19 protein-coding genes and 1 riboswitch are annotated in these 21540 nt (G+C 73.2%); of the genes, 4 read left to right on the top strand and 15 right to left on the bottom strand.

Going from position 1 to position 21540, the window contains the following annotated elements; genetic code table 11:
- Positions 1–25 precede the first annotated feature (25 nt).
- The 8 genes from J3P32_RS12590 to J3P32_RS12555 form a co-directional block, all read right to left on the bottom strand.
- On the bottom strand, positions 26–1054 hold the full coding sequence (locus tag J3P32_RS12590; RefSeq protein WP_210440116.1) for a hypothetical protein: 1029 nt from the start codon (positions 1052–1054) through the stop codon (positions 26–28).
- Between the two features lie 378 nt (positions 1055–1432).
- The gene (locus J3P32_RS12585) at positions 1433–2503 is read right to left on the bottom strand and encodes a YihY/virulence factor BrkB family protein (RefSeq protein ID WP_307861680.1); all 1071 of its coding nucleotides are present in this window, start codon (positions 2501–2503) and stop codon (positions 1433–1435) included.
- A gap of 3 nt (positions 2504–2506) precedes the next feature.
- The gene (locus tag J3P32_RS12580; RefSeq protein WP_210440114.1) at positions 2507–3013 is read right to left on the bottom strand and encodes a 2'-5' RNA ligase family protein; all 507 of its coding nucleotides are present in this window, start codon (positions 3011–3013) and stop codon (positions 2507–2509) included.
- 1 nt (position 3014) lies between these two features.
- Positions 3015–4043, bottom strand: a complete 1029-nt coding sequence (gene trpS / locus J3P32_RS12575; RefSeq protein WP_210440113.1) for a tryptophan--tRNA ligase — start codon at positions 4041–4043, stop codon at positions 3015–3017.
- 81 nt (positions 4044–4124) lie between these two features.
- A complete protein-coding gene (locus J3P32_RS12570; protein WP_210440112.1) occupies positions 4125–4286 on the bottom strand; it encodes a hypothetical protein in 162 nt (53 codons plus the stop codon).
- Between the two features lie 194 nt (positions 4287–4480).
- Positions 4481–5713, bottom strand: a complete 1233-nt coding sequence (locus J3P32_RS12565; RefSeq protein WP_210440110.1) for an MFS transporter — start codon at positions 5711–5713, stop codon at positions 4481–4483.
- 73 nt (positions 5714–5786) lie between these two features.
- Positions 5787–6473, bottom strand: coding sequence for a DUF6498-containing protein (locus tag J3P32_RS12560; protein WP_210440108.1), 687 nt, complete (start codon positions 6471–6473; stop codon positions 5787–5789).
- A 20-nt stretch (positions 6474–6493) separates the two neighbouring features.
- Complete coding sequence (locus J3P32_RS12555) at positions 6494–8707, bottom strand: NADP-dependent isocitrate dehydrogenase (RefSeq protein ID WP_210440107.1); 2214 nt, start codon at positions 8705–8707, stop codon at positions 6494–6496.
- A 170-nt stretch (positions 8708–8877) separates the two neighbouring features.
- On the opposite strand from J3P32_RS12555, the gene J3P32_RS12550 reads away from it, so the two are divergent.
- The gene (locus J3P32_RS12550; RefSeq protein WP_210440105.1) at positions 8878–9990 is read left to right on the top strand and encodes an aquaporin; all 1113 of its coding nucleotides are present in this window, start codon (positions 8878–8880) and stop codon (positions 9988–9990) included.
- Positions 9991–10005: 15 nt separating this feature from the next.
- On the opposite strand, the gene J3P32_RS12545 is transcribed toward J3P32_RS12550, so the two are convergent.
- Positions 10006–10773, bottom strand: a complete 768-nt coding sequence (locus J3P32_RS12545) for a DUF952 domain-containing protein (RefSeq protein WP_210440103.1) — start codon at positions 10771–10773, stop codon at positions 10006–10008.
- A gap of 85 nt (positions 10774–10858) precedes the next feature.
- On the opposite strand from J3P32_RS12545, the gene J3P32_RS12540 reads away from it, so the two are divergent.
- On the top strand, positions 10859–11845 hold the full coding sequence (locus J3P32_RS12540; RefSeq protein WP_210440101.1) for a malate dehydrogenase: 987 nt from the start codon (positions 10859–10861) through the stop codon (positions 11843–11845).
- A gap of 464 nt (positions 11846–12309) precedes the next feature.
- Here the strand turns inward: J3P32_RS12540 and J3P32_RS12535 are convergent, their stop codons facing one another.
- From J3P32_RS12535 to J3P32_RS12510, 6 genes are all read right to left on the bottom strand, one after another.
- Positions 12310–12684, bottom strand: a complete 375-nt coding sequence (locus J3P32_RS12535; protein ID WP_210440099.1) for a DUF3017 domain-containing protein — start codon at positions 12682–12684, stop codon at positions 12310–12312.
- Between the two features lie 2 nt (positions 12685–12686).
- Entirely contained in the window at positions 12687–13532 is an 846-nt protein-coding gene (locus J3P32_RS12530; protein ID WP_210440097.1) for a bifunctional methylenetetrahydrofolate dehydrogenase/methenyltetrahydrofolate cyclohydrolase, read from the bottom strand.
- A gap of 26 nt (positions 13533–13558) precedes the next feature.
- On the bottom strand, positions 13559–15166 hold the full coding sequence (gene purH / locus J3P32_RS12525) for a bifunctional phosphoribosylaminoimidazolecarboxamide formyltransferase/IMP cyclohydrolase (protein WP_210440095.1): 1608 nt from the start codon (positions 15164–15166) through the stop codon (positions 13559–13561).
- Between the two features lie 22 nt (positions 15167–15188).
- Positions 15189–15265: riboswitch (ZMP/ZTP riboswitch) on the bottom strand.
- A gap of 2 nt (positions 15266–15267) precedes the next feature.
- Positions 15268–15885, bottom strand: a complete 618-nt coding sequence (purN, locus tag J3P32_RS12520) for a phosphoribosylglycinamide formyltransferase (RefSeq protein ID WP_210440093.1) — start codon at positions 15883–15885, stop codon at positions 15268–15270.
- A gap of 26 nt (positions 15886–15911) precedes the next feature.
- Positions 15912–17168, bottom strand: a complete 1257-nt coding sequence (locus tag J3P32_RS17890; protein WP_210440091.1) for a YibE/F family protein — start codon at positions 17166–17168, stop codon at positions 15912–15914.
- A gap of 3 nt (positions 17169–17171) precedes the next feature.
- On the bottom strand, positions 17172–18419 hold the full coding sequence (locus J3P32_RS12510; RefSeq protein ID WP_210440089.1) for a cell division protein PerM: 1248 nt from the start codon (positions 18417–18419) through the stop codon (positions 17172–17174).
- Between the two features lie 111 nt (positions 18420–18530).
- Between J3P32_RS12510 and J3P32_RS12505 the strand changes: the two genes are divergently transcribed.
- Positions 18531–20426, top strand: a complete 1896-nt coding sequence (locus tag J3P32_RS12505) for a SigE family RNA polymerase sigma factor (RefSeq protein ID WP_210440088.1) — start codon at positions 18531–18533, stop codon at positions 20424–20426.
- A gap of 36 nt (positions 20427–20462) precedes the next feature.
- Positions 20463–21392 (top strand): hypothetical protein, encoded by a 930-nt coding sequence (locus J3P32_RS12500; protein ID WP_210440086.1) that lies wholly within the window; start codon positions 20463–20465, stop codon positions 21390–21392.
- Positions 21393–21540 lie beyond the last annotated feature (148 nt).

The raw sequence follows: 21540 nt of genomic DNA, 5'->3' as shown, positions 1-21540 counted from the left end.
GCGCCAGAACCTGTGCCACGCACCGCTACCGCGGCGTACGCGGTCGCGCGCCGGTCGCCAACGGTCGGAACAGCGCCTCCCAGGCTGCGCCGAAGTCCGGCGGCGGCCCCGCGTAGCCGCGTCCGACCAGGGTGCGATGGATCGTCCGGACGACAGACCTCGGCGAACGCAGCCGCTCCCTGGTGACCAGCTCGTACGCCACCCCGTGCCGGCGGTAGGCGGCGTACCGGTCGATGTCGGCGTTGTACTGAGCCCGGTCCTCCTGGTGCCGGCTGCCCTCGTACTCCACAGCGACCCGCCAGGAGCCGAACCACTGGTCGGGTGTCACCTCGACACCGGGCGCCAGCTCGATCGCACGGTTGACGTCGGGAGTGGGGAGGGCGGCAGCCACGACGTACGCCAGCAGCTCCGCTTCGGGGAGCGAGCGGCACCGGTCGTCGAGGAAGGGCAGGACGTACGACGTCTCGGCGACGCCGCGTCGCCACTTCTCCTCGACGAGGAGCCGGTCGAGCAGGTCGAGGTCGAGCAACCCGAGCCGGAGCAGCTCGCACCCGACAGCGATGGCGTCGATCATCCGAGCCTCGGCGCACCAGGCCAGGAGTGCCGCCTCCGGAGCCACGCTCGTGCCGTCGTTCGGTGGCGCCTTCACCGTCCGGTGCAGGAAGACGTCGTGCAGCGTGAGGTGGAGATCGCCCTCCACGACGAAGTGGAGCGGCGCCCGCGGACCGACGTCGATCCCGAGCTCCTGGATGCGGGTGATGCCCGTGGTGAGCGCCTCCACCGGCAGGGCGAGTCGGGCGGCGGCGATCCGGTCCTCGAACGACGGCTGGTGGTCGACGTGGCAGTAGACCGCTTCGTGCAGGCGGCGGAACCGGCGACCCTGCAGGACGCCGCGCGTGAGGCCGCCGGCGAGCGCCTCGGAGCGATGAAAGGGGCGAGCGCGAAAGTCGTCGGGGATCTCGAGCACGCCGCCATGAGGCCACGGGTCGCGGTCGCGGACCCAGCCCTCCGTTGCGGCCCTGTGGACGACCCCCAGCGGGATCGTGCTGTGCACGGCTGCGGGCCAGCCTCCGCCACCTCGAGCGGTGTGTGACGCAGCTTTTCGCGGCCGAAAGACGTGCACCAGGCACCGCTCGACCGCGGACCCCCAACGGGGCGGTGTGTGACGCAGCTTTTCGCGGCCGAGAACCTGCACCACGCACCGCTCGACCGCGGACCGCCACCCCGGCGGTGCGTGAGACAGCTTTCGAGCGCGCAGAACCTGCCCCATTCACCGCTCGACCGCGGACCGCCACCCCGGCGGTGGGTGATGCAGCTTCTTGCGCCCGAGAACCTGCACCACGCACCGCTCGACGGCGGACCGCCACCCCAGCGGTGCGTGAGACAGCTTCCGAGAGCGCAGAACATGCGCCACGCACCGCCCGAGGGACGGTCAGGGGCGGCGCCGGCGTACGAGCGCCACCAGCCCCAGCATCGCCCCCGCGCCGGCGGCGAAGGCCGCCCTCGGCGAGGCGGACGGGGACGCGGCGGATCCCGACGACGGCTGGCGTACGCCGGCGGCCGCGGCCGCGAGGTCGATCTGCGGGCCCTCGGGCATCTGGTCGGCGACCATCCGCGCCTCCCGGGCCGCGCGGGCCTCGGGCGAGGTGTGCGCGAAGGCGGCGGAGTAGACCACGACGCGGGAGAAGTAGTTGATCCAGACGACGAGGATCAGGGCGATCCCGAAGGCCTGGACGGCCGGCTGCTCGCGCGTGCCCTGCAGCAGGAACGTCGACAGCTGCTTCAGCAGCTCGAACGCCACGGCGCCGAGCACGGCGCCGGACCACAGGGAGCGGCTCGGCACGTCGGGGGCGGCCAGCACCTTGAAGAACGAGAAGAAGAGCACGGTGCTGGCGGCGAGGCCGAGCGCCAGCGCCAGCAGCCACAGCAGCGGCTCGGCGCCCAGGCCCAGCCCCAGCGCGTCGAGGATCGGGGTGGCGACCTTCGTGGCGACACCCGACACCGCCACGCTGACGATGAGCACCGACCCGAGGGTCATCAGCGCGAGCAGGTCACGCACCTTGCCGACGACGAAGCTCGGCTGCTCGCGCTCCGGCTCCTCGAAGACGGCGACGATCGCGGTGCGCATCCCGGACAGCCAGCCGAGCCCGGAGTACAGGGCCACCAGGATGCCGACGCTGAGGATGCCGGGCGCGTTGTCCTGGAACGTCGACAGCGGGAGCTGGCCCTCCCGGTTGCCGATGATGCCCGGGAGCACGTCGTTGATCGCCGTCACGAGGTCCTCGTCGGCGTTGGGGTAGGCCCGCGAGACGTAGCCGATGACGGCGAAGGACAGCGCCAGGAGCGGGAAGAACGAGAGGAACGCGAAGTACGTCACCGCGGCGGCGAGGGCGCTGCCGTTGACGTCGCCGTAGTGCTCGACCATCCGCACCACGTGGTCGATGAACGGCCGGCGCTCGCGCACGCGGGCCAGCCGGGCCTTGGCTGCGGGGACGACGGACACCGCTCAGCCCAGCTCGTACCGGTGGGTGGGTCGCCAGCCGGCGTGCTCGTCGTGGACGTAGAGGCTGAAGGAGCCGACGGTGAAACGGCACTCGAAGTCGGCGAGCTCCTCGAAGGCCCGGTCCAGCGTGCGGTCGTCGAGGTGGTGCGCGATGGTCACGTGCGGGTGGTAGGGGAAGTGCAGGTCGACCGCGAGCGGCCCCCGGCGCACCGCGCCCGCCAGCATCTCGCAGGAGGAGATCCCCTCCGCCACGGTGACGAACACGACCGGCGAGACCGGGCGGAACGTGCCGGTGCCGCGGAGGTGGATGTCGAACGGCGCCACGGTGCTGGCGGCCTCGGCGAGGTGCGTCGTCACCTCGTCGAGGTCGTCGGAGACCTCGGTGGGCGGGATCAGCGTGATGTGCGTGGGGATCTGCGCCGCCGTGGCGTCCCCGATGCCGGTGCGGTAGTCCTGGAGCTCGCTCGCCCACGGCTCGGGGATCGCGATGGCCACGCCGATGGTCGGCACGTCACCGGTCCCGGGCAGCCGCGGGCAGGAAGCCGACGCGGTCGTAGACGTCGCCCAGCGTCGCCGCCGCCACGGCACCCGCGCGCTCCGCTCCCTGCGCCAGGATCCGCTCGAGCTCGGTGCGGTCGTCGAGGAGCTCGCGCGTGCGCTCGCGCAGTGGCGTCAGGGTCTGGAGGACGACCTCGGCCACCTCGGACTTGAGGTCGCCGTAGCCGCGGCCCTCGAACGCCGAGACGAGGGCCTCGACCTTCTCCCCCGACAGGGCCGAGTGGATGGTGAGCAGGTTGCTCACGCCCGGCTTGGCCTCCCGGTCGAAGCGGATCTCGGTCTCGGAGTCGGTCACCGCGGACCGGAACTTCTTGGTGAGCACCTGCGGCTCGTCGAGCACCCACACGCAGCCCTGGCCGCCGATCGACTTCGACATCTGCTTCTCGGGGATCTGCAGGTCGTAGATCTTGGCCGTCGACTCGAGGATGTAGGGCTCCGGCGGCCGGAACGTCTTCTTGTACCGGTGGTTGAACCGGTTGGCGAGGTCGCGGGTGAGCTCCAGGTGCTGGCGCTGGTCCTCGCCGACGGGGACGTACTGCGGCCGGTAGAGCAGGATGTCGGCGGCCTGGAGGATCGGGTAGGTGAACAGCCCGACGCTCGCGGCGCCCTCACCGGCCTTAGCGGACTTGTCCTTGAACTGCGTCATCCGCCGGGCCTCGCCGAAGCCGGTGAGGCACTGCAGCACCCAGCCGGCCTGCGTGTGCGCGGGGACCTGGCTCTGCACGAAGATCGTGGCGCGGGCCGGGTCGACGCCCGCGGCGACGAGCTGGGCCACCGACACGAGCGTCCGCTCCCGCAGCACCTTGGGGTCCTGCTCCACGGTGATCGAGTGGAGGTCGGCGATGAAGTAGAACGGCTCGAACTCCTCCTGCAGCGCCACCCACTGACGCAGCGCACCGAGGTAGTTCCCGAGATGGAACGAGTCCGCCGTCGGCTGGATGCCGGAGAGGACCCGCGGACGCGTGGCGGGCGTGGTCGACATGCGGCCCAGTCTCTCACCGCCCCCGCCCGCTGCTCGACGGGGTCCGGGGGGAGCGGTGCGACCGGTAGGCGGGCCAGCCCCTCAGACGACCCAGCCGACGTTCTCGGCGACGAGGTCCGCCGCGGGGTAGATCCCGCGCAGCTCCTGGCGGCGCTCCAGCAGGCTCACCACGTCGGCGACGTTGCGGTCGGCCAACTGCCGGCGACGCTCCATCTCGGCCGCGATCTTGTTCTCGTCCACCATGACTCCCCCTCCGGAAGATTGCGGGTGGCTGGTCTACCCGTCATGGATTGGATCGTTACAAACGCGCGCTACACAAGAGTTCCGCCCGTGTTAACTCCACGCAACATGCACGGAAATCACTGGCACGTCACGACCGCTCGCCCGCGCCCGAGACGGATCCGGACGGCCGCTCCCGGTGGGGAACGGCGCCGGGGTCAGGCCGTGGCGTCCTGCTCGCGGACGTGCAGCCGCGCGGAGACCAGCAGGACGGCCACGCCTGCCAGCGACAGCGCCAGGCCCACCAGCGCGGGGGCGCGCAGGCCCCAGCCGGCGGCGATCACGAGGCCGCCGAGCCAGGCGCCGAGGGCGTTGGCGATGTTGAGCGAGGCGTGGTTCAACGCGGCACCGAGGGTCTGGGCGTCGCCTGCGACGTCCATCAGGCGCAGCTGCAGGTTGACCACGAGGACCGACCCCAGGGTGGTCACGAGGAACACCACCGGCAGCGCGGCCCACCCGTGCGGCGCGGTGAGCCAGAAGGCCAGCATCGTGGCAGCCATGCCGGTGCCGCCGATGATCAGCGAGCGGAAGATCGACCAGTCGGCCATGATCCCGGCCAGCCAGGTGCCGGCGACCATGCCGAGCCCGAACGACAGCAGGAAGACGGCCACGGACCGCTCCCCCAGCCCGCCCACGTCGGTGACGACCGGGGCGATGTAGGTGTAGACGGCGAACATCCCGCCGAAGCCGATCGCGCCGGCCAGCAGCGTCAGCCACACCTGCGGGAGCCGGAAGGCGGCGAGCTCGCGGCGGCCGCTCGCCTCGCCGTCGCCTGCGACGGAGGGGACGAACCAGGCCACCAGCGCGAGCGTCAGCAACGCGAGCCCGGACGCCGTCCAGAACGCCGCACGCCAGCCGAGCTCCTGGCCCAGCACGGTCGCGGCCGGCACGCCGATCACGTTGGCCACGGACAGCCCGAGCATCACCTGCGAGACCGCGCGGCCCTTGCGCGAGGGCCGCGCCATGCTGGCCGCGACGAGCGAGGCCACGCCGAAGTACGCCCCGTGCGGCAGGCCGGCGGCGAAGCGCGCCACCATGAGCTGCTCGTACGACGTGGCGAGCGCGCTCAGCCCGTTGCCGGCGGCGAAGGCCGCCATCAGCGCGACGAGGAGCGCCCGGCGCGGCAGGCGGGCACCGAGGAACGCCAGCACGGGTGCGCCGACCACCACGCCCACGGCGTACGCCGAGATCACGTGGCCGCCCGTGGGGATGGAGACGTTGACACCCGCCGAGATCTGCGGCAGCAGGCCCATCGTCACGAACTCGGTGGTGCCGATCGCGAAGCCGCCCATCGCGAGGGCGAGGACCGCGAGGGCGAAGTGCCGGGCGGTGACCGACGGGACGTCGAGGTCGGGGACGGGCGGGGCGGGGGTCTCGGCAGTCGTGGTCATCACCTCCCGCAAGGGCCGGCGGGACCGGTTTTGTTCCCGTGGGACCCGGCGGTCGCCCCGTTCGTGGCCGAGATCACGCGGCCGCGGCGGCGGCGGGCGAGCCGGCGCGTCGGCGTTCCCACAGGTGCAGGCCGAGGTCCACGACGGTCTTCGAGCCGAGCAGGAGCAGCACCGGGGCCAGCTCCTCGAGTCCGCTCGGGGCGTCGGCGGAGCCCACGGAGCGCAGGGTGAGCCCGAATCCCACGATGATGGCGACGTGCAGCACGAGCATCCGCGGGTAGGGCTGCCACATCGCCGTGGCGGGCGAGACACGCCAGCGCTCGCCGCCGTCGAACCAGTTGAGCCAGAGCGAGCCGAGGTGGCTGAGCGCCAGCGCGAGGCCTGCGAGCACCCACGTCGCCGGGTGCAGCTCGCCGCCGGCGAGGAACGCCAGCGCGAAGGCGAACACCCCGTGGACGAGGGTGAAGATGCCGTAGTGGAAGGCGAAGAAGGACGCCAGCGCGCCCGGACGTGACGCGTCCACCGGCTTGCCGTTGACGGTCATCCGGACCCGGCTCGCCGCACCGGGGCCGCGCGCGGTGCGCACCTTGACGATGGTGATGACCCAGTAGGCGAGGTTCTCGATCCAGTAGGTGACGAACACGTCGCCGACGGACATGTGACCGGCCCGCACCGCCCACAGCGGGGACAGGTTGCCGGCGACCAGGGAGAGCGAGGAGAGCAGGGGCGCGCGCGGCAGCCCCTGCTCTCCCGTGACCATGTGCGTGCGGTCGGCCGTGCTCAGGCCAGCGAGGCGATCGCCTCGTTGAAGGTGGCCGAGGGGCGCATCACCGCAGTGGCCTTCTCCGGGTCGGGCCGGAAGTAGCCGCCGATGTCCGCCGGCTTGCCCTGGACCGCGAGCAGCTCGTCGACGATCCTCTGCTCGTTGTCGCGGAGCGTGGTCGCGAGCGCGGAGAAGGCGTCGGCGAGGTCGGTGTCGTCGGTCTGCTTCGCCAGCTCCTCGGCCCAGTAGAGGGCGAGGTAGAAGTGCGAGCCGCGGTTGTCGATCGTGCCGAGCTTGCGCCCGGGCGAGCGGTCCTCGTTGAGGAAGGTCTCGGTCGCCTTGTCGAGGGTGTCGCCGAGGATCTTCGCGCGGGCGTTGTCGGCGTAGCCGGCGAGGTGCTCGAGCGAGGCGGCGAGCGCGAAGAACTCGCCGAGGCTGTCCCAGCGCAGGTAGTCCTCCTTGACCAGCTGCTGGACGTGCTTGGGCGCCGAGCCGCCGGCGCCGGTCTCGAAGAGGCCGCCGCCGTTCATCAGCGGGACGATGGAGAGCATCTTCGCGCTGGTGCCGAGCTCGAGGATCGGGAAGAGGTCGGTGTTGTAGTCGCGCAGCACGTTGCCGGTGACCGAGATCGTGTCCTCGCCCCGGCGGATCCGCTCGAGGGAGTACGTCGTGGCCGCCGCGGGCGCCATGATGTCGATCTCGAGGCCGTCGGTGTCGTGGTCGGCGAGGTACTCGCGCACCTTGGCGATGAGGTTGGCGTCGTGGGCGCGGGTCTCGTCGAGCCAGAACACGGCGGGCGTCGCGCTGGCGCGGGCGCGGGTGACGGCGAGCTTGACCCAGTCGCGGATCGAGGCGTCCTTGGTCTGGCAGGCGCGCCAGATGTCGCCGGCCTCGACCTCGTGGGACATGAGCACCTCGCCCGCGCCGTTGCGGACCTCGACGCGGCCCGCGGCCGGGATCTCGAACGTCTTGTCGTGCGAGCCGTACTCCTCGGCCGCCTTGGCCATCAGGCCGACGTTGGGCACCGAGCCCATGGTGGCGGGGTCGAGGGCGCCGTGGGTCCGGCAGTCGTCGATCACGGCCTGGTAGACGCCGGCGTAGGAGGAGTCGGGGATGACCGCGAGGGTGTCCTGCTGCTCGCCGTCGGCGTTCCACATCTGTCCCGACGTGCGGATCATCGCCGGCATCGAGGCGTCGATGATGACGTCGGAGGGCACGTGGAGGTTGGTGATGCCGCGGTCGGAGTCGACCATCGCAAGCGCCGGGCCCTCGGCCAGGCCCTTGTCGAAGGCCGCCTTGATCTCGGCGCCGTTGTCGAGCGAGTCGAGGCCGGCCAGGATGGCACCGAGCCCGTCGTTGGCGGAGAGGCCGGCAGCGGCCAGCTCCTCGCCGTACTGCGCGAAGACGTCGGCGAAGTAGGCGCGCACCACGTGGCCGAAGATGATCGGGTCGGAGACCTTCATCATCGTGGCCTTGAGGTGCGCGGAGAACAGCACGCCGTCGGCCTTGGCCCGGGCGACCTGGGCCTCGAGGAACTCGTCGAGACGCGCGGCACTCATGAAGGTGGCGTCGACCACCTCGCCGGCCAGCACCTGCAGGGCGTCCTTGAGCACCGTCTCCTGGCCGTCGGCACCGACGTGCACGATCGACAGGGCGTCGTCGTCGGGGACGACGACCGACTGCTCGTTGCTGCGGAAGTCGTCGTGACCCATGGTCGCCACCGACGTCTTCGAGTCGCTGCTCCACGCGCCCATCGAGTGCGGGTGGGACCGGGCGTAGTTCTTGACCGACGCGGGCGCGCGCCGGTCGGAGTTGCCCTCGCGGAGCACCGGGTTGACCGCGGAGCCCTTGACCTTGTCGTAGCGGGCGCGGACGTCGCGCTCCTCGTCGGTCTGCGGGTTCTCCGGGTAGGCGGGCAGGTCGTAGCCCTGCGACCGCAGCTCGGCGATCGTGGCCTTGAGCTGCGGGATCGAGGCGGAGATGTTGGGCAGCTTGATGATGTTGGCCTCGGGCCGGGTGGCGAGCTCGCCGAGCTCGGCGAGGTCGTCGGAGATCCGCTGCTCGTCGGTGAGGCGGTCGGGGAACTGCGCGATCACGCGACCGGCGAGCGAGATGTCGCGCGTCTCGACGTCCACACCCGCGGTCCTCGCGTAGGCGGCGATGATCGGGAGGAACGAGTACGTCGCGAGCAGCGGCGCCTCGTCGGTGTGGGTGTAGATGATCTTGGCCATGGGTACGACAGCTCCTGTAGATCGTGATCTGATCCTGGGCAAACCTCTTGACGTCAAGATACCTGACGCAGGACCGGGTGGCGACTTCACTACCCTCGCACCCCTGCAACCACGCCGCTAGAGTCGCCGTGGTCGCCGGGCGCGACCACTGACTCCGAGGGGGAATCGCGATGAGCACCGTCGACGACACACCGACCACCGCGCAGAAGTTCACGGCAGAGACGCTCGGCACCTTCGTGCTGGTGTTCTTCGGCTGCGGCGCCTTCTTGATGAGCGGTGGCGACTACGTCGCGACGGGCCTCACCTTCGGACTCACGGTCGTGGTCATGGCGTACGCCGTCGGGCGCATCTCGGGCGGCCACTTCAACCCCGCCGTGACGCTGGGCGCCGTGCTGGGCGGCCGCCTGCCCTGGAACCAGGTCGGCATCTACATGGCGGCCCAGCTGCTGGGCGGCCTCCTCGCCGGCGGTGCGCTGTTCGGGCTCAACCACGGCTTCGAGGGCTTCAACGCCGAGGGCCGCATGGGCCAGAACTCCTTCGGGGACACCGGCTCGGGCTACGCGTGGTGGGCCGCGCTCCTGCTCGAGATGCTGCTGACGGCGATCTTCCTCTGGGTCATCCTGGCCGTGACCGACGGGCGCAACGAGGTCAACGTCGCGCTCGGTCCGCTCGCCATCGGCCTGGCGCTGGCGATGATCCACTTCGCCTCGATGAGCGCGACCGGCACCTCCGTCAACCCCGCCCGCTCCATCGGCGTGGGGGTCTACGCCGGCACCGACGCGATCGTCCAGCTCTGGCTCTTCGTGGTCGCGCCGCTCGTGGGCGCGGCGATCGCGGGGCTCACCTACCCGATCCTCTTCGGCCAGGGCGCCGAGCCGGTCGCCGGCTCGGGGCTCAACTTCGGCGGCGGCCGGAAGAACCAGTACGTCCCGGGCAACTACGAGGCCCAGTGGAACCAGGGCCAGCAGGGCGGCTGGGGCCAGCCCGGCGCCGCGTGGGGTGCACCCCCGCAGCAGCAGTGGGGCCAGCCCGCGCAGCAGCCCGACCCGACCTACGGGCCGCCGCAGCCGGCGCCGCAGTCCACGCCGCAGCCCACGCCGCAGTCCGCGCCGCAGTGGGGGCAGCCCGCCCCGCAGCAGCAGCCCGCCCAGCCCGGCCAGTGGGGCGCCCCGCCGCAGCAGCCGGCCCAGCCGGGCCACCCCGGGCAGCAGAGCGCGCCCGGCCACTGGGGCAACCCCGACGGCGACGACGACGGCCGCACCCAGGTGCGCCGCCCCGACTGACCCGGGGTCAGTCCCTCAGTCCCTCAGCGCAGCGGTCCAGCCGGCCGTGAGGTCCTCGACGCTCACGAGGCCGACCCCCTTCTCGTAGACGGTGCGGGTCGCGGCGCCGGCCCCGTCGTCCGTCCCGCCGTCGTCCGTCCCGTCGTCCGTCCCGTCGTCGGGCGCGCCGGTCTCCGCGACCCGCGCCTGCACCAGGTCGCGGCTGCGCTGCTCGATCGTGGTGCTCGCGCGGGGCAGCCCGGGCAGGTCGTACGTCAGCCAGCCGTCGCCGAGCCGGGGGTCCGCCGGCATCGCGAGCCCGGCCTGGGCACCGCCCTGGCCCGCGCGCCAGCTGACGTCTCCCCCCGGGCGGTCGGCGTCGACGCCGACCAGCCAGACGTTGCCGTCCTCGTCCTGGGCGTAGTAGCGGGTCGCCGTCTCTCGTGCGCCCTCGATGTCCGTCGTCGTCGTGACTCCCGTGGCGGCCAGCCCGGCGACCGCCGTCGTGCCGTCGAGCACCGCGGCCTCGATCGAGCCGACCCTCCGGCCGGCGTCGACCGCGTCGTAGGTCCACTCCGCGCCCGGCTCGAGCGCGAGCCACGGGTTGTCGACGACCTCGACGAAGTCGCCCGCATCGATCGTCGGCGTGGGGATCACCAGTCCGTTGATGCCCGGCGAGTCGTACGGCGCCGGCTGCCCGATCCCCGCGCAGCCCGACAGCGTTCCGGCCAGCGCCGCCACCAGCGACGCGGCGACGGCCGCCGACCCGCGGGCGCGGCGTACGGCTCGCAGCGCCCTCGTCATGGGCGCCAGCATGCCAGCCGCCCCCCGCTGCTAGCGTCAGCGGGACAGACGTCCCGCCTCCCGCACACTCACGAGGAGAACCACCGTGACCTCCGAACCCCTCAAGGTCGCCGTCACCGGCGCTGCCGGCCAGATCGGCTACAGCCTGCTCTTCCGCCTCGCCAGCGGCGCGCTCGCCGGGGACCGCCCGATCGAGCTGCGGCTGCTCGAGATCGAGCCCGCCCTCAAGGCGCTCGAGGGCGTCGTGATGGAGCTCGACGACTGCGCGTTCCCCGGTCTCGCCGGCGTCGAGATCGGCTCGGACGCCGAGAAGATCTTCGACGGCGTCAACCTGGCCCTGCTCGTCGGTGCGCGCCCGCGCGGACCCGGCATGGAGCGCGGTGACCTGCTCTCGGCCAACGGCGCCATCTTCACCGCGCAGGGCAAGGCGCTCAACGCGGTCGCGGCCGACGACGTACGCATCGGCGTCACGGGCAACCCGGCCAACACCAACGCCCTCATCGCCATGAGCAACGCGCCCGACATCCCGCGCGAGCGGTTCTCCGCGCTGACCCGCCTCGACCACAACCGGGCGATCTCGCAGCTCGCCGCCAAGACCGGCGCCAAGGTCAGCGACATCAAGAAGATGACGATCTGGGGCAACCACTCGGCCACCCAGTACCCCGACCTGTTCCACGCCGAGGTCAACGGCCAGAACGCCGCCGAGCTCGTCGACGACCAGGCGTGGCTCGAGAACGAGTTCATCCCCACCGTCGCCAAGCGGGGCGCGGCGATCATCGACGCCCGAGGATCCTCCTCGGCCGCCTCGGCCGCCTCCGCGACGATCGACGCCGCCCGCGACTGGCTCTTCGGCTCCCCCGCCGACGACTGGGTCTCGATGGCCGTGGTCTCCAACGGCGAGTACGGCGTGCCGGAGGGCCTCGTCTCGTCCTTCCCGGTCACCACCTCCGGGGGCGACTGGTCCATCGTCGAGGGCCTGGAGATCAACGACTTCTCGCGCGGCCGGATCGACGCCTCCACCGCCGAGCTGGCCGACGAGCGCAACGCGGTCACCGAGCTCGGCCTGATCTGACGCGCTCAGCCCCCTCTCGGCCCCCTCTCAGCCCGCCTCTCAGCCCGGAGCGGTGCGTGAGGCAGGTTCTGCACCTCGAGAACCTGTACCACGCACCGCTCGTGCGTTGAAGGGGGTCCTCAGCCCCCGCAGCGGTGCGTGAGGCCGGTTCCGCACCTCAAGAACCTGCACCACGCACCGCTTCCCCGTCCGGGGCGGACTCAGCCCCCGGAGCGGTGCGTGAGGCAGGTTCAGCACCTCGGAAACCCGCACCACGCACCGCACCTGCGTCCGGCGGCGGCCCCAGCCCCGGAGCGGTGCGTGAGGCAGGTTCAGCACCTCGGAAACCTGCACCACGCACCGCACCTGCGTCCGGCGGCGGGCTCAGCCCCCGCAGCGGTGCGTGAGGCAGATTCCGCACCCCGAGAACCTGCACCACGCACCGCTCGCGCGTCCGGGGGCCAGGGTTCAGAGGTGGGGCGCCCTCAGAAGCCCGGCTGGTCCGGGATCGACCCGGCCAGGAAGATCAGCGCCCCGCCGAGGACCAGCAGCACCAGCGCGTCGAGCACCTTGTGGCGTACGGCGAGCATGCCGGCGTCGCGTCGGCGCAGCACGAGGCGGACGACGGCCGCCCCGATCAGCGCCCCGCCCATGAGCCGGATGCCGGTGCGCCACTCGTCGAGCGCCACGATCACCATGGCGACCGCGACGACGCCGAGGACGACGAGGTAGAACGCGCCCCCGATGGTGGACGGGTAGCGGCGGGGCTCCTCGGGGTCGACCGGCTCCGCCGAGACGGGCGGGACCGACTCCGGCGGCTCGATGTGTCCGCCGCGGTCGGTGTTGTCGGGTTCGGCCATCGTCAGGACCGGACGGACTCGGCGATCTCGACGATGTTGGTCAGCAGCATCGCCCGGGTCATCGGACCCACGCCCCGGGGGTTGGGCGAGACCCAGCCGGCCACCTCCCACACGTCGGGGTGGACGTCGCCGGTGACCTTGCCGTCGACGCGGGAGACGCCGACGTCGAGCACGGCAGCGCCGGGCTTGACCATGTCGGCGGTGATGATCCCCGGCACCCCGGCGGCGGCGACGACGATGTCGGCCCTGCGCACGTGGGCGCCCAGGTCGCGGGTGCCGGTGTGGCACAGCGTGACCGTGGCGTTCTCCGAGCGACGGGTGAGCAGCAGGCCCAGCGGGCGGCCCACGGTGATGCCGCGACCGACCACCACGACCTCGGCGCCGGCGATCTCCACGCCGTGGCGGCGCAGCAGCTCGATCGAGCCGACCGGCGTGCACGGCAGGGGGCCGGGCTCGCCGAGGACCAGCTTGCCGAGGTTGACCGGGTGCAGGCCGTCGACGTCCTTGTCGGGGCGCACGCGCGAGAGCAGCGCGAACTCGTCGAGACCGGTCGGCTGCTGGACGATGAACCCGGTGCACGAGTCGTCGTCGTTGAGCTCGTCGATGACCGCCTCGACCTCGGCCTGGGTCGCCGTGGCGGGCAAGTCGCGCCGGATCGAGGTGATGCCGATCTCGGCGCAGTCCTTGTGCTTGGCGCCGACGTACCAGTGCGAGCCCGGGTCGTCGCCCACGAGCACCGTGCCGAGCCCCGGCGTCACTCCCCTGGACCGGAGCGCGGCCACCCGCTCGGCGAGCTCGGCCTTGATGGTCGACAGGGTGGCGGCGCCGTCGAGGGTCTGTGCGGTCACGGGCGTCATCCTAGGGAGGCCGGCCATCAGTGGAAGAAGTGCCGTGCGCCGGTCAGGTACATCGTCACCCCGGCCGCCTCGCAGGCGGCGACGACCTCGGCGTCACGCACCGAGCCGCCCGGCTGGACGATGGCCTTGATGCCGGCGTCGATGAGGATCTGCGGACCGTCGGCGAAGGGGAAGAACGCGTCGGACGCGGCGACGGCCGACGCGGCCCGCTCCCCCGCACGCTCCACCGCGAGGCGGCACGAGTCGACGCGGTTGACCTGTCCCATGCCGACGCCGACCGAGGCCCCGCCTGCGGCCAGGAGGATCGCGTTGGACTTCACCGCACGGCACGCGCGCCACGCGAAGGCGAGGTCGGCGAGCACCTCCTCCGAGGCAGCCTCACCGGTGGCGAGGGTCCACGAGGCGGGGTCGTCGCCCTCGGCGGACAGCACGTCGCGCTGCTGCAGCAGCAGCCCGCCCGAGATCGCGCGGGTCTCGGCGCCGCCGCGGGCCAGCGGCGGGCACTCCAGGATCCGGATGTTCTTCTTGGCCTGCAGCGCCTCGATGGCGCCGTCCTCGTAGCCCGGCGCCACGATCACCTCGGTGAAGATCTCGGCCACCTGCTCGGCCATCGCCACCGAGACCGGGACGTTGGTCGCGATGACGCCGCCGAAGGCGCTGACCGGGTCGCACTCGTGCGCCTTGCGGTGCGCCACCGCGACGGGGTCGGGCACGTCGTCGGCGCAGACCGCGATGCCGCACGGGTTCGCGTGCTTGATGATGGCGACCGCGGGCTCGTCGAAGTCGTACGCCGCCCGGCGGGCCGCGTCGGCGTCGACGTAGTTGTTGTACGACATCTCCTTGCCGTGGTGCTGCGTCGCCTGGGCGAGGCCCGGACCGCCGGGCAGGTAGCCGTTGGAGTAGAGGGCGGCGGACTGGTGCGGGTTCTCGCCGTAGCGCAGCACCGCCTGCTGGTCCCACGTCGCGCCCATCCAGGCGGGGAAGCCGGTGCCGTCGCTGGTGTCGGTGAGCACGTTGCCCATCCAGGAGGCGACGTGGACGTCGTAGGTCGCGGTGTGCACGAACGCCTCGGCGGCGAGCCGCTGCCGCTGCGCCAGCGTGAAGCCGCCGGCGGCCGCGGCGGCGAGCACGGCGTCGTACGCCGCGGGCGAGGTGACGATCGCGACGCTCGGGTGGTTCTTCGCCGCGGCCCGCACCATGGACGGGCCACCGATGTCGATCTGCTCCACGCACTCGTCCGGGCTCGCGCCGGAGGCGACGGTCTGCGTGAACGGGTAGAGGTTGCTGACGACGAGGTCGAACGGCTCCACGCCGAGCTCCTCGAGCTGGGCGACGTGGGAGTCCAGCCGGCGGTCGGCGAGGATCCCGGCGTGCACGCGCGGGTGCAGCGTCTTGACCCGGCCGTCGAGGCACTCGGGGAAGCCGGTGAGGTCCTCGACCCGCGTCACGGGCAGGCCCAGCGACGCGATCAGCGCCGCCGAGCCACCGGTCGAGACGAGCTCGACGCCGGCGTCGTGGAGGCCGCGGACCAGGTCGTCGAGGCCGGTCTTGTCGTAGACGGACACCAGGGCGCGGCGGATCGGGATGCGGTGCTCGGGGGCGTCGTTCGAAGCGTGGTCGGACACGGGACTCCTCGGTCGGTTCGAGTCGGGGCACCCAGGCGTTCGATGCTCCCGCGCGTCACTCCCCGGTGGTGGCCCACCTGCGCCAGTCGTGTGCGCGCAGCCTACCGACGACCGCCGCCGATGCGAACCCGGCGGCCCTCCACGGCGATGCCCTCGCGGGCGATGCGGCCGACCGCGTCGACGAGCATCGCGCGCTCGGCGGTCTTGATGCGCTCGTGGAGGGACGCCACGTCGTCGTCCTCGGCCACCTCGACAGGCACCTGGGCCACGATCGGCCCGGTGTCGACGCCCGCGTCGACCACGAAGAGGGTCGCCCCGGTCACCCTGACCCCGTAGTCGAGCGCGTCGCGGGGCCCGTGCATGCCGGGGAACGCCGGGCAGAGCGCCGGGTGGGTGTTGAGGGTGAGGAACCGGTCGAGGAACTCCTGCGACAGCAGCTTCATGAACCCCGCCGAGACCACCAGGTCGGGCTCGAACCGCTCCACGACGGTCGTCAGCGCGGCGTCCCAGCCCTCGCGGGTCTCGAAGTCCGACAGCTTGCGGACGAAGGTGGGCACCCCGGCCCGCTCGGCGCGCGCGAGGCCCTCGATGTCCTCGCGGTCGGCGCCGACCGCGACCACGCGGGCGCCGTACGCCGGGTCGGCGGACGCGTCGAGCAGGGCCTGGAGGTTGGTGCCGGACCCCGAGACGAGGACGACGAGGCGGGCGGGCTGGCTCACGCCGGGAGTCTAGGGCGAGCGACGCCTCAGGCGCGGTGCGAGGGTCCGCTGCGCGCCGACCGGTCCTGCGCCGACGGGTCCCGCGTCGACGGGTCCCGCGCCGACCGGTCCCGCGCCGACCGGTCCCGCGCCAGGCGGCCGGCGACGAGCGCGGCGATCCCGGTGGTGACGGGGACCGCGGCGATGATGCCGAGCCCGCCGACGAGGCCGCGCACGACCTCCTGCGCCACCACCTCCTGGCTGACCGCGATCTCGAACGGCAGCGAGAGCGCGGAGAAGACGAGCATCAGCGGCAGCGTCGCTCCGACGTACGCCAGGACGAGGGTGTTCACCGTCGACGCGACGTGCGAGCGCCCGATGCGCATCGCCCGGACGAAGAGCGACCGCGCGCTCGCGTCGGGGTCGACGTCGGCGAGCTCCCACACGGCCCAGGTCTGGGTGACCGTGACGTCGTCGAGCACCCCCAGCGCCCCGATCACCAGGCCGGCGAGCAGCAGGCCGCGGAGGTCGACCTGCGCGGCGATGCCGGAGATGTACTGGCTGCCCTCGTCGACCAGGCCGGTGAAGTGGCCGACCCGCGTGAAGACCCAGCCGATGCCACCGATCACCACGAGGGCCACCAGCGTGCCGAGCATCGCGACGGTGGAGCGCAGGTCGAAGCCGTGGGAAAGGTAGAGCGTCACGAGCATGATCGCCGCGGCGGTGGTCACCGCGACCGCCAGCGGCGGCGAGCCCTCCATGATCGCGGGGAGGGTGAAGACGGCGATCAGGACGAGGGAGTACGCCAGGCTGGCGAGGGCGCCGATGCCGCGCCAGTGCGACAGCGCGAGGACGCCGACGGCGAAGAGGATCGTCAGCGTGAGCAGCGGCGGGCCCCGGTCGAAGTCCTGGAAGGCGTACTGCTGCCCCTCCGGCGCCTGCTCGGTGAACGACACGATGATCCGGTCCCCCGGCACGACCTCGGGCGCCGTGTCGCCGTAGGGCAGCAGCGCCTCCGCCTCGGCCGGGGCGCCCGGGCCGCTGAGCAGCTCCACCCGGGCCAGCTCGCACCCGTCCACGTCGACGTCCTGCGGGCAGCCGATGATCTCCTGGACCCGGGCGGTGCCGCGCTCGACGTCGACCCCCGGGCCGCTGATCTCCAGGTCGCCGTCGGGCCACAGCGCGAGGAGGCCGACGAGGGTCGCGAGCACCAGCGGGGCGAGGAGCAGGCCCACCAGCACCCGCAGCCGCCGAGGCGCGGGTCCGAGCGAGGACCGTTCGCCGTGGCCGTGACCAGCTCCCACCCGTCAGTCCCCTGCCGCGTCGGTGCGGGTCCGAGCCGCGCGCCACAGGAGGAGGGACACCACCGAGGCCCCCAGGAGGGCGCCGACGCCGCACGCGGTGACGGCGTGCACGAGCACGTCGCGCGTGAACGGCCCGACGAACCGCATCCGGCCCGGACCGGCGGCGCCACCGGAGACCGAGGCGAGCACCGCCAGCGCCACGCCGGCGACCAGGCCGCCCCCGCACCCGGCCAGGGCGACCTGGTCCCAGGTGAGGAGCCGGTGGCGCAGCACCCGGAAGGCCACGACGGCCGCCACGAGCGGCGGCAGCGCCATCAGGACGCCGGTCCAGCCGGCCGGGGTGCCTGCGGCGGGAAGGGCGGCGAGGAGCGGGACGACCGGCAGCGGCCCGAGGACCACCGCACCGGGCGAGACGAGGGTGGCGCCACCGACCGCGAAGCCCGGCCCCAGCAGCCACGAGGCCGCGAAGAGCGCCGCGTTGGGGAGGAAGGCGGCGTTGACGAGCGCGTAGAGGGCGGCCTCGGAGGGGCTCGGGTGCAGGCGCGAGGTCATCGTGGCCGCCTCGTCGAAGGACGCGACCAGCGCCACGAGGAACAGCACGGCGGAGACGGCGAGCAGCCGCGACAGCACGGCGCCCGCCACGGCGGCGCCGGCCCGGACGGTCGCGGGCGCGAACGACGTCCAGATGGCGGCGCGCCCGGAGCCGACGGCGATCGCCGGCGCGGCCACGGACGCCGTCAGCAGGAGGGTCCAGGCGAGCACGCGCGGCACGGACGGGGCGGCGCTGCTGCCGGCGGCCAGGGCGGCCACGACGACGGCCACCACGGCGTACCCGGCGAAGAACAGGGTGATCGCGGTCGGCACCGTGAGGTCGCGCTCGCCGTCGGAGATCCGGTCGGCGTCGGGGCCGTGGCCGGAGACCGCGTCACCGACGCGGTGCCCGAGCCGCCACATCGACCAGGCGGCGAGCGCGGTGACGCCGAGCGGGACGATCGTGATCCGGGCCCCGAGCACGGTGACGCCGGAGCCGTGACCGGCCAGCCAGGCCAGCGCAGCGACCCGCATCCCGTCGCGGGGCGCGCCGTGCACGCCGGCGTCCGAGGCGAACCACCCGATCACGCCGACCGCGAGCAGCACCACGAGCGGTCCCAGCGCGGCGAGCACCCCGCCGAGCGTGGCGACCAGCACCAGCGGTCGCTGCCGGGCAGCATCGGCCCGCACGTGGTCGGGACGGGTGAGCAGCGACGTCATGGCCTTCCCATCCTGCCCCGGGCGCCCGGGCAGATCGTGCTCCCACGCCGCCCCGTCCGGGCCGGGGAGGGATGTGCGCGGCGTCGGGCACTCCCGTACCGTGGAGCGGTCATGAGGAGCCCCGAGACCTTCGACGCCTACTACGTCGAGACCCGCACCCGACTCCTGCACGAGGCGTACGCCCTCACCGGCGACGCGCCGGCCGCGCGGGCAGCGGTCCGGGATGCGTTCGTCGTCGCCTGGCACCACTGGCGCAAGGTCGGCCAGCTCGAGGACCGCGACGGCTACGTCCGCCGGCTCGCCCTGCGCCGCGCCCGGCGCCGGCACACCGCCCGGATCTGGCACCGCGACAAGTCGCTCGACCCCGAGGTGCGCAGCACCCTCGACGCCCTGTCCAAGCTCACCGCCCGCCAGCGCGAGCTGCTCGTGCTCAACGGCCTCTCCGCGCTGACGCTCAACGAGCTCGCCCGGGAGGTCGGCCTCCCCCGGCTCGACGCCGAGCGGGAGCTCCAGACCGCCAGCTCGCAGTTCTCGCTGCACCGCGACGTGCCGACGACGGAGATCTCCCGCCTGCTGCACGACCTGGCGGTCCCGCTGGCCGACATCCGCTGGCCCCGCGCGACGGTGGTCCGGCGGTCGGGCGCCGCGCGACGTCGTACGCACACTGTGATCGGCGCCGCGCTGGCCACCGCCGCGCTGCTGGCCTCGGGGTCGCTCGTGGCGACCGGCGCCGGCGCCGAGCCGACGAGCCTGAGCGAGGAGAAGGCGCAGGCCGGCGTCACCGTGCACGCCCCGGAGCCCGTCAGCGCGGGCGAGGAGATCATCAGCGAGGCGGCCCTGTTCACCACCGACCAGGTGGACCGCTTCGGTCCCGGGCTGGACTGGGCCGAGACGGGCACGACCGACAACCTCACGGGCAACGGGCTGCTCGCCCCGTGCCAGCGCGAGCGGTTCGCCGACCCGGACGGCGTCACCGCGCTCGCCCGGACCTGGGAGGGCTCCGCGGCGCGCGCGCAGCAGCGGCCGAGCGGCAAGGCGCGCCGCGAGCAGGACCGTGGCCGGGCCGGCGGCGTCGAGGCCCGCGCGGTGCAGATGGTCGAGATGTCGCAGAACGAGAAGCAGGCCGGTCGGGCGTTCGAGACCGCGTCGCTGTGGTTCGCCGGGTGCATCGACCCGCGCACCCAGCTCGTCTCCACCCGCACGGTCGAGCGGGTCGGCGACCAGGCGCGCACCTTCCAACTCCGCTCGTGGGGCAAGGTGCCGAGCAGCATCGACGTGGGCGTCGCCCGCACCGGGAGCCTCGTGGTCACCACCGTCGTGCGCAGCAACGGCCGGGCCGTCCCGGACAAGGCGGCGGTCACCGGCCTCGCCGCGGCCGTCAACGGCCTCTGCGGGGCCGAGGGCGCCGGCAGCTGCGCCGGTCGCGCCCGCGCGCGCACGGCGGCACCGCTCGCCATCGGCACGCCGCCCGGCCTGCTGTCGGTCGTCGACCTGCCGCCGGTCGCGGCGGTCCGCGGCCCCTGGGTGGGCACCGACCCGGAGCGGGCACGCACGAACTACGCCGCGACACGCTGCGACCGAACGACGTTCCAGGGCAAGGGCATCAGCAAGGCGCTGACCCGCACCTTCCTCTTCCCCGAGACGCCCAGCGCCAACCAGCTCGGACTCACCCAGACGGTCGGCTCGATGGCCCCGGCGAGGGCCTCGTCCTTCGTCGACCAGGTCCGCGACCGCATCCGGCAGTGCGGCCGCGCGAACCTCGGCACCAGCGTGACCGAGCTGGTCTCCTCCTCGTCGCGGACGAGCGACCTCAGCGCGTGGTCGCTGACGATCGAGCTCAACGACCGGCAGTCGTTCCCGTTCCTGATGGCGATCGTGCGCGACGGGACCGCCGTCTCGCAGCTCGGCTTCGCACCCGACCGCGACATGACCATGTCGCGGGCGGACTTCGTCGCGCTGTCGCGGCGGGTGCTCGAGCGGCTCGCTCCGCTCGACCGCACCCGCTGACGCAACCTTTTCCGTCCCCGGGCTGTCTCAGCAGGCATGACCGCCCGCGCGCGCCTCGTGACCGCCGCCCTCGCCTGCCTGCTGCCTCTCGGCGGCTGCGGCGACCGGTCGGCGGACGAGTCGACGGCGCGCGGGTCCTCGGGCGGCTCCGCCGGTGGCGCTGACTCCCGCTCAGGCTCCGTGCCCGGCACCTCCATCCCGGACGACTTCCCCCTCTCGACGGGGATGGGCGCACCGCAGGACAGCATCCCCACCGCTCGCACCGGCACCGGCCTGCGGGACCTCGAGCTCTGCGGCTCCTCCCCGCTGCGCGGCCTCGGCATCCGCGACCGCATGGTCGCCGACGACAGCGGCGGGGAGGCCGCCGACACCCGCGAGCTGGTGCTGCTCGGCAGCCCCGACGAGGCGGTCGCGGTCGCCCAGGAGCTCGCCGACCTCGCCTCGACCTGCGAGCCCGCGGCCTCGAGCGGCCGGCAGGTCGTGCAGACCCGTACCGAGGTGGTCGGGTCCCCCTTCGCCCCGCCGCCCGCCACGACGCTCGTGCAGACCTACGTCGTCGACGGCGCCCCCGGCACCGGAGCGACGGTCGTCCACGTCGTGCCCGTCGGGGCGGCCCTGCTAGTCGCCTCGACGTACGGCGGATGGACCCGCGCGGAGTCGCCGCAGGCCGTCCACCGGACCGTCGAGCCGCTCCGCGAGACCGTCTCGGCGCTGGGCGTCTTCGCCGACGGGTCGATCGACCCCGCCGCGGAGCCCACGGAGCCCACCGGGGCGCCCACGGGGTCGCCGGACGTCAGCGGCCCGGGCAGCTCGGTCCTCGAGGTCACGCGGGTCGGTGCGGCCCGGGGGCTGGTCCAGACGTACGGTGAGGGCTCGCTCGCATCGCTGGACGAACGGGCCGACGCGGCCACCAGGACGACGGGGAAGAACCCAGCGATGTGCGTGTTCACGAAAACGGGGTGCTAGACATGTCCATTCCTTCGACGCTGGCCAGCTCGGCCTGCCCGACTCTGCCCTCGCCGCGGCGGCTCAACGCGGTCGCGCCGGTGCGCCTGCTCGGCGCGCACGTCGTGTGGCGCGTCCTGTGGGACGCGCGGCGGCCGGGGCGCCACGA

This window comes from Nocardioides xinjiangensis (genome assembly GCF_017916385.1).
Taxonomy (GTDB): Bacteria; Actinomycetota; Actinomycetes; order Propionibacteriales; family Nocardioidaceae; genus Nocardioides; species Nocardioides xinjiangensis.
Note: the sequence above shows the minus strand (reverse complement) of the source record. Positions and strands in the feature narration are given on the sequence as shown.

Coding starts and splice junctions, on each gene's coding strand:
- J3P32_RS12570 (WP_210440112.1), bottom strand. CDS start 4,286: ATGGTGGACGAGAACAAGATCGCGGCCGAGATGGAGCGTCGCCGGCAG.
- J3P32_RS12505 (WP_210440088.1), top strand. CDS start 18,531: ATGAGGAGCCCCGAGACCTTCGACGCCTACTACGTCGAGACCCGCACC.
- J3P32_RS12545 (WP_210440103.1), bottom strand. CDS start 10,773: ATGACGAGGGCGCTGCGAGCCGTACGCCGCGCCCGCGGGTCGGCGGCC.
- J3P32_RS12500 (WP_210440086.1), top strand. CDS start 20,463: ATGACCGCCCGCGCGCGCCTCGTGACCGCCGCCCTCGCCTGCCTGCTG.
- J3P32_RS12535 (WP_210440099.1), bottom strand. CDS start 12,684: ATGGCCGAACCCGACAACACCGACCGCGGCGGACACATCGAGCCGCCG.
- J3P32_RS12560 (WP_210440108.1), bottom strand. CDS start 6,473: ATGGTCACGGGAGAGCAGGGGCTGCCGCGCGCGCCCCTGCTCTCCTCG.
- J3P32_RS12510 (WP_210440089.1), bottom strand. CDS start 18,419: ATGACGTCGCTGCTCACCCGTCCCGACCACGTGCGGGCCGATGCTGCC.
- J3P32_RS12555 (WP_210440107.1), bottom strand. CDS start 8,707: ATGGCCAAGATCATCTACACCCACACCGACGAGGCGCCGCTGCTCGCG.
- J3P32_RS12565 (WP_210440110.1), bottom strand. CDS start 5,713: ATGACCACGACTGCCGAGACCCCCGCCCCGCCCGTCCCCGACCTCGAC.
- J3P32_RS12550 (WP_210440105.1), top strand. CDS start 8,878: ATGAGCACCGTCGACGACACACCGACCACCGCGCAGAAGTTCACGGCA.
- trpS (WP_210440113.1), bottom strand. CDS start 4,043: ATGTCGACCACGCCCGCCACGCGTCCGCGGGTCCTCTCCGGCATCCAG.